This window comes from Bradyrhizobium sp. (genome assembly GCF_016462955.1).
Classification (GTDB): Bacteria; Pseudomonadota; Alphaproteobacteria; order Rhizobiales; family Xanthobacteraceae; genus Bradyrhizobium.
Genome location: NZ_JAEMSD010000576.1, coordinates 1 through 3,927, shown reverse-complemented (window position 1 = coordinate 3,927; position 3,927 = coordinate 1). Strand labels below are relative to the sequence as shown.

General features: G+C 60.8%; 4 protein-coding genes. All 4 read right to left on the bottom strand.

The genetic code is table 11. The features are described from left to right. Window positions 1–96 precede the first annotated feature (96 nt). The gene (urtD, locus tag JHD07_RS34755) at window positions 97–852 is read right to left on the bottom strand and encodes an urea ABC transporter ATP-binding protein UrtD (protein ID WP_291630383.1); all 756 of its coding nucleotides are present in this window, start codon (window positions 850–852) and stop codon (window positions 97–99) included. Between the two features lie 65 nt (window positions 853–917). Further along, on the bottom strand, window positions 918–2,057 hold the full coding sequence (urtC, locus tag JHD07_RS34750) for an urea ABC transporter permease subunit UrtC (RefSeq protein ID WP_291630381.1): 1,140 nt from the start codon (window positions 2,055–2,057) through the stop codon (window positions 918–920). A gap of 17 nt (window positions 2,058–2,074) precedes the next feature. Further along, entirely contained in the window at window positions 2,075–3,001 is a 927-nt protein-coding gene (gene urtB / locus JHD07_RS34745) for an urea ABC transporter permease subunit UrtB (protein WP_291630379.1), read from the bottom strand. A gap of 148 nt (window positions 3,002–3,149) precedes the next feature. After that, window positions 3,150–3,927 (bottom strand): transporter substrate-binding protein (locus JHD07_RS34740; RefSeq protein ID WP_291630377.1); only part of this gene is annotated, 778 nt, incomplete at its 5' end.

Below are 3,927 nucleotides of genomic sequence, written 5' to 3'. Positions count from 1 at the left end.
TTTAGTTTTTTTACTTGACGATTAAGACAATCGCTCTCCCACAAGGGGAGAGGTGCACCGTCCGAGCTGCAGCTAGCTCACTCGATTTCGCCATTCTCAGTGCCCCAGATAGACTTCAACGACCTTGGGGTCGTTCTTCACCTTCTCCATGGTGCCCTCGGAGAGGATCTGGCCCTGGTGCAGCACGGTGACCTTGTGTGCGATGTCCTCGACGAATTTCATGTCGTGCTCGATCACCAGCACCGAACGGTTCTTGATGATGCGGTTGAGCAGTTCGGCGGTCTTGGCACGCTCGGATACGCTCATGCCGGCGACGGGCTCGTCCAGCATCAGCAGGTCCGGATCCTGAATCAGCAACATGCCGATCTCCAGCCACTGCTTCTGGCCATGGCTGAGCTCGTCCGCATAGGTGTTGAGCTTGTCATTGAGGAAGATCATTTCCGCGACCTCCTCGACCCGGTCCTTCACCAGCTGGTCTCGCTGAAACGTCAACGAACCGAACACGGTGCGGCCACGCGGGAACGAGATTTCGAGGTTCTCGAACACGGTGAGGTCCTCGAACACCGACGGCGTCTGGAACTTGCGGCCGACGCCGGTCTGCACGATCTCGTTCTCTCTCATCTTCGTGAGCTCCTTGCCACGAAACTGGATCGAGCCCGAGGTCGCCTTGGTCTTGCCGCAGATCAGATCGAGCACCGTAGTCTTGCCGGCGCCGTTGGGGCCGATGATGACGCGGATCTCGTTCTCCTCGACGTAGAAAGAGAGATCGTTGACCGCCTTGAACCCGTCGAACGACACGGTCAGTCCGGAGACCGCGAGCAGGAAGTCCTTGGGCTGATGACCGACGAGCATGATCTACTTCCTCACTACGGGCGTGGCATCGGCATCGTGATGTCCAACAAGCATGATCTACCTCCTCACTCTGCCGGCGCGCCGTCGGCGACCGAATTGCCGTTCCAGCCCGACTTCGGCTTGCGTGCAAACAGCCGGTCGATGCGCGGCTGCACGTAGTCGGCCCAGAGTCCGGACAGCCCGTTCGGGAAGGCAAGCACGACCGCGATGAAGAGGGCACCGAGGCCGAACAGCCAGAGTTGCGGAAACGATTCCGAGAGGCTGGTCTTGGCGAAGTTGACCAGGATGGCGCCCCAGATCGCGCCGAAGATCGACATCCGTCCGCCGACCGCGGTGTAGATCACCATCTCGATCGACGGCACGATGCCGACGAAGGACGGCGACATGAAACCGACATTGAGCGCGAACATGGCGCCGCCGATCGCAGCGAACACCGCCGCCATGCAGAAGGCGAAGATCTTGAAGTTGGCGACGCTGTAGCCGGAGAAGCGGACGCGGTCCTCCTGCTCGCGCATCGCGACCAGGATGCGGCCGAGCTTGGTCAGGCGGATGAACTGCGCGATGCCGATGCAGGCGAACAGCAGCACCACTTCGACAAAATAGAGGATCACCTTGGCGTGGTCGGGGCGGATGTCCCAGCCCTTGAGCGTGCGCAGGTCGGTCATGCCGTTGATGCCGCCGGTATAGCCCTGCTGCCCGACGATCAGGATCGTCAGGATCGCCGCGACCGCCTGGGTGATGATCGCAAAATAAGTGCCGCCGACGCGGCGCTTGAACATCGCGGTGCCGATGATCAGCGCGAACAGGCCGGGGACGAGGATGATGGCGAGGATGGTGAAGGTGAGGCTGTGAAACGGCTGCCAGAACAGCGGCAGCGCCGTGATCTGATTCCAGTCCATGAAGTCCGGGATACCAGGCGTCGACTGGATCTTGGTGTTCTCGACGCTCGAGGCCTCGAGCTTCAGGAACATCGCCATGCAGTAACCGCCGAGGCCGAAGAATACGCCCTGCCCCAGGCTCAGGATGCCGCCATAACCCCAGCACAGCACGAGTCCGAGCGCGACAAAGGCGTAGGTCAGATATTTCGCGACCAGATTGAGGCGGAACACGTCGAGCGTCAGCGGCAGGATCACGAACAGCACCGCGGCAAGGGCAATGAAGCCCATCAGTTCGGATCGATTGAAGAAGCGTGAGTTGATGATCATGACTTGCCTGCTTCTCGTTATTTGCGGACCTTGAGGGCGAAGAGACCCTGCGGCCGCAGCATCAGGATGCCGACGACCGCGAGCAGCGTGAGCACCTTGGCCATCGAGCCGGACATGAAGAATTCGAGGGTCGATTGCGTCTGCGAGATCGAGAAGGCGGAGGCGATGGTGCCGAGCAGGCTGGCGGCACCGCCGAACACGACGACCAGGAATGTATCGACGATGTAGAGCTGACCAGAGGTCGGACCGGTCGAACCGATCATCGTGAAGGCGCTGCCGGCGACACCGGCGATGCCGCAGCCCAGTCCGAAGGTGTAGCGATCGACCTTCTCGGTGTTGATGCCGACTGCGCCGGCCATGATGCGGTTCTGCACGACTGCGCGCACCTGGCGGCCCCAGCGCGACAAGTAGAGCACATAGGCGACCGAAACGGTGATCAAGAGGGTGAGGCACATCACGAAGATGCCGTTGATCGGCACCTCGATGCTGTCGGTGACCTGCAGCGAACCGAGCATCCATTGCGGCAGCTCGACGCCGACCTCGCGCGCGCCGAATACGGAGCGATAGGCTTGCTGCAGCATCAGGCTGAGGCCCCAAGTGGCGAGCAAGGTGTCCAGCGGGCGCTTGTAGAGGTGCCGTATCAGCACCCACTCCACCAGCATTCCCAGCGCGCCGGCGGCGAGAAAGGCGAGGATCATCGCGAGGAAGAAGTAGCCGCTGAACAGGCTCGGCAAATAGGCCTGGAAGAGATTCGAAGTCATCCAAGTGACGTAGGCCCCGAGGATCATGAACTCGCCATGGGCCATGTTGATGACGCCCATCTGGCCGAAGATGATCGCGAGACCGAGCGCCATCAGAACGTAGACGGAGAACAGGATCAGTCCGGCAAACCCCTGCATGACGAAGATGGAGCCGAGATCACCAAGCGAGTAGTCGCCAAACATCGATGTCCTCCGTCAGGAATAAGGGTCCCGCGTCGCGATGCAGAGTCGCGACGCGGGGTCTTGAGGCATGGACTTGCGATCCACACCAGGGAGCGGTTTGCCTTGGAGAAAGTGCGGCGGGCGCCGCGTCTCTTACGGGTAACGCTTCTTACTGGTAGCCCTTGGGGAACGGATCCGGCTCGACGAGATCGGCCGTCTCGTAGATCAGCTCGAACTGGCCATCGAGCTTGGCGCGGCCCACCCGGGTCTTCGACCAAAGGTGATGGTTCTCGTGGATGCGCACATAGCCTTCCGGCGCGCCCTTGAACTCGACGTCCTTAGAAGCCGCGGCGATCTTGTCGACGTCGAAGGAGCCGGCCTTCTCGACCGTCAACTTCCACAGCCACGGGCCGAGATAGGCAGCCTGGGTGACGTCTCCGATCACGGTCTTCTCGCCCCACATCTTCTTGAAGGCCGAGACGAAAGCCTTGTTGTTGGCGTTGTCGAGCGACTGGAAGTACTTCATGCAGGCATAGGCGCCCGCGATGTTCTCGCCGCCGATGCCGTCGATCTCGTCCTCGGTCACCGAGATCGTCAGCAGCGCCTGCTTGGAAAGATCGATGCCGGCAGCCTTGAGCTGCTTGTAGAACGCGACGTTTGAGCCGCCGACGACGTCGGTGAAGATCACGTCCGGCTTGGTCAGCTTGATCTTGTTGATCACCGAGTTGAACTGGGTCGAGCCCAGCGCATAGTATTCCTCGCCGACGACCTTACCCTTGAGCACGTTCTCGATGTGCTTGCGCGCGATCTTGTTCGAGGTGCGCGGCCAGATGTAGTCAGAGCCGATGAAGAAGAAGGACTTTGCACCCTTCTCCTTGGCGATCCAGTTCAGGCCCACCAGGATCTGCTGGGTCGCTTCCTGGCCGGTGTAGATCACGTTCTTGGAT

What these genes read in the sequence shown, in the direction of transcription:
- urtD (WP_291630383.1), bottom strand. Translation starts at nt 852, where the DNA reads ATGCTCGTCGGTCATCAGCCCAAGGACTTCCTGCTCGCGGTCTCCGGA.
- urtB (WP_291630379.1), bottom strand. Translation starts at nt 3,001, where the DNA reads ATGTTTGGCGACTACTCGCTTGGTGATCTCGGCTCCATCTTCGTCATG.
- urtC (WP_291630381.1), bottom strand. Translation starts at nt 2,057, where the DNA reads ATGATCATCAACTCACGCTTCTTCAATCGATCCGAACTGATGGGCTTC.